Here is a 1,389-nt window from a genome sequence, read left to right as displayed (position 1 = left end):
GCGGGAGTTCGGAAGGTGACTTGGCTGGACGCTTACGGCTTAGAGGCATGACGACGCCTTTTTCTGTAACGGGAGCTTCTTTAGCTCTTGAGCGCCAGAATACGCCGAGCGCCGTTTAGAACGATGAATCCCACAACGGTACCGATAATCAGGTCTGGGTAGTTTGACCCAGTCCAAGCGACGAGCGCTCCGGCGACTATAACCCCCATGTTGATGACCACATCATTGGCGGAGAATATCCAGCTCGCTTTCATGTGAGCACCACCTTCCCGGTGTTTGGAAATAAGCAGCAGACAGCCCGTGTTGGCGAGCAATGCCAGGAACGCAACGGCGATCATTATCAGCGACTCGGGCTCACTACCGAATACAAAGCGCCTAATCACCTCTACGAGCACGCCGAGTGCCAAAATTAGCTGGAGAACACCAGCAAGGTGTGCAGCACGCACCTGCAGACTGACGCTACGTCCAACTGCATAAAGGGCTAGGCCGTACACTGCCGCGTCAGCGAACATATCGAGGGAATCGGCAATCAGGCCCGTGGACCTGGCGATCAGGCCAGCGGTCATCTCTACCACGAACATGAAGGCGTTGATGCCTAACAGTAAACGCAGGGAGCGGGATTCCTGTGTAGAGTCCGCCGAATTCTCGGCGGCTTTGATCATCTCTGGGTCGGCAGCGACGGTTTTCTGAAGAGTGGCGCCTAGCCCTAACGTCGCCAGCTTTGTGGTTATGGGCTCAACGGCACCGCAATGCATGACATCTAACCGACGGTCCGACAAATCAAAAGTCAGCTTCCGAATTCCGTCCAAACCACTCAGGGCCAAGCGGATCATTCGCTCTTCTGATGGACAATCCATTTTTGGCACGGCGTAAACACTGACCCATTGTGCTGTCGTATCGGCAGGGTTTTGCACACCGGCATCGGCGGCTGGTGTCGCATCGCAGCCGCAACGATCGCCATCGGATTTGCTCATGATACGGCTCCACTTGAAATCGAAGATGGGATCATTAAAAACCTTATAGCTACCATAAGGTCAATAACGCAGAGAACCGAAGAGGATTCGCGCGATGCGCATTGGTCAGTTAGCAAGGCTAGTAGGGATTGATACACAGACGATCCGCTTCTATGAGCAGCAGGGATTGTTACCTCCGCCTAATCGTCAGCCGAACGGCTATCGGGTTTACAACGAGAAGCATGGCGAGCGGCTAGCGTTCATCCGACGCTGCCGAATTCTGAATCTTTCACTTCCAGAAATTCATGCACTCCAAAGTTACCAAGATGACCCTGGCCGGCCTTGTGCGGCCGTTAATGCCTTGCTTGATGATCACATTTCTCAAGTCAGGTCTCAGATAGCCGCTTTGCAATCACTGGAACGACAACTCGTTTCG

2 protein-coding genes are annotated in these 1,389 nt (G+C 53.7%); one reads left to right on the top strand and one right to left on the bottom strand.

All coding sequences use genetic code 11. The features are described 5' to 3' along the window. Window positions 1-80: 80 nt before the first annotated feature. The gene (locus tag NA619_RS24945) at window positions 81-974 is read right to left on the bottom strand and encodes a cation transporter (RefSeq protein ID WP_046163957.1); all 894 of its coding nucleotides are present in this window, start codon (window positions 972-974) and stop codon (window positions 81-83) included. Between the two features lie 94 nt (window positions 975-1,068). Between NA619_RS24945 and cadR the strand changes: the two genes are divergently transcribed. After that, the coding region (gene cadR / locus NA619_RS24940; RefSeq protein WP_255964440.1) for a Cd(II)/Pb(II)-responsive transcriptional regulator at window positions 1,069-1,389 on the top strand (321 nt) is incomplete at its 3' end.

The sequence above is a fragment of the Stutzerimonas stutzeri genome (genome assembly GCF_024448895.1).
In the GTDB taxonomy this organism is placed as follows: domain Bacteria; phylum Pseudomonadota; class Gammaproteobacteria; order Pseudomonadales; family Pseudomonadaceae; genus Stutzerimonas; species Stutzerimonas stutzeri_Q.
This window is presented reverse-complemented; position numbering and strand designations above follow the sequence as displayed.

Bases quoted from the DNA above. Each gene is read 5' to 3' on its own strand.
- NA619_RS24945 (WP_046163957.1), bottom strand. From the start codon at position 974: ATGAGCAAATCCGATGGCGATCGTTGCGGCTGCGATGCGACACCAGCC.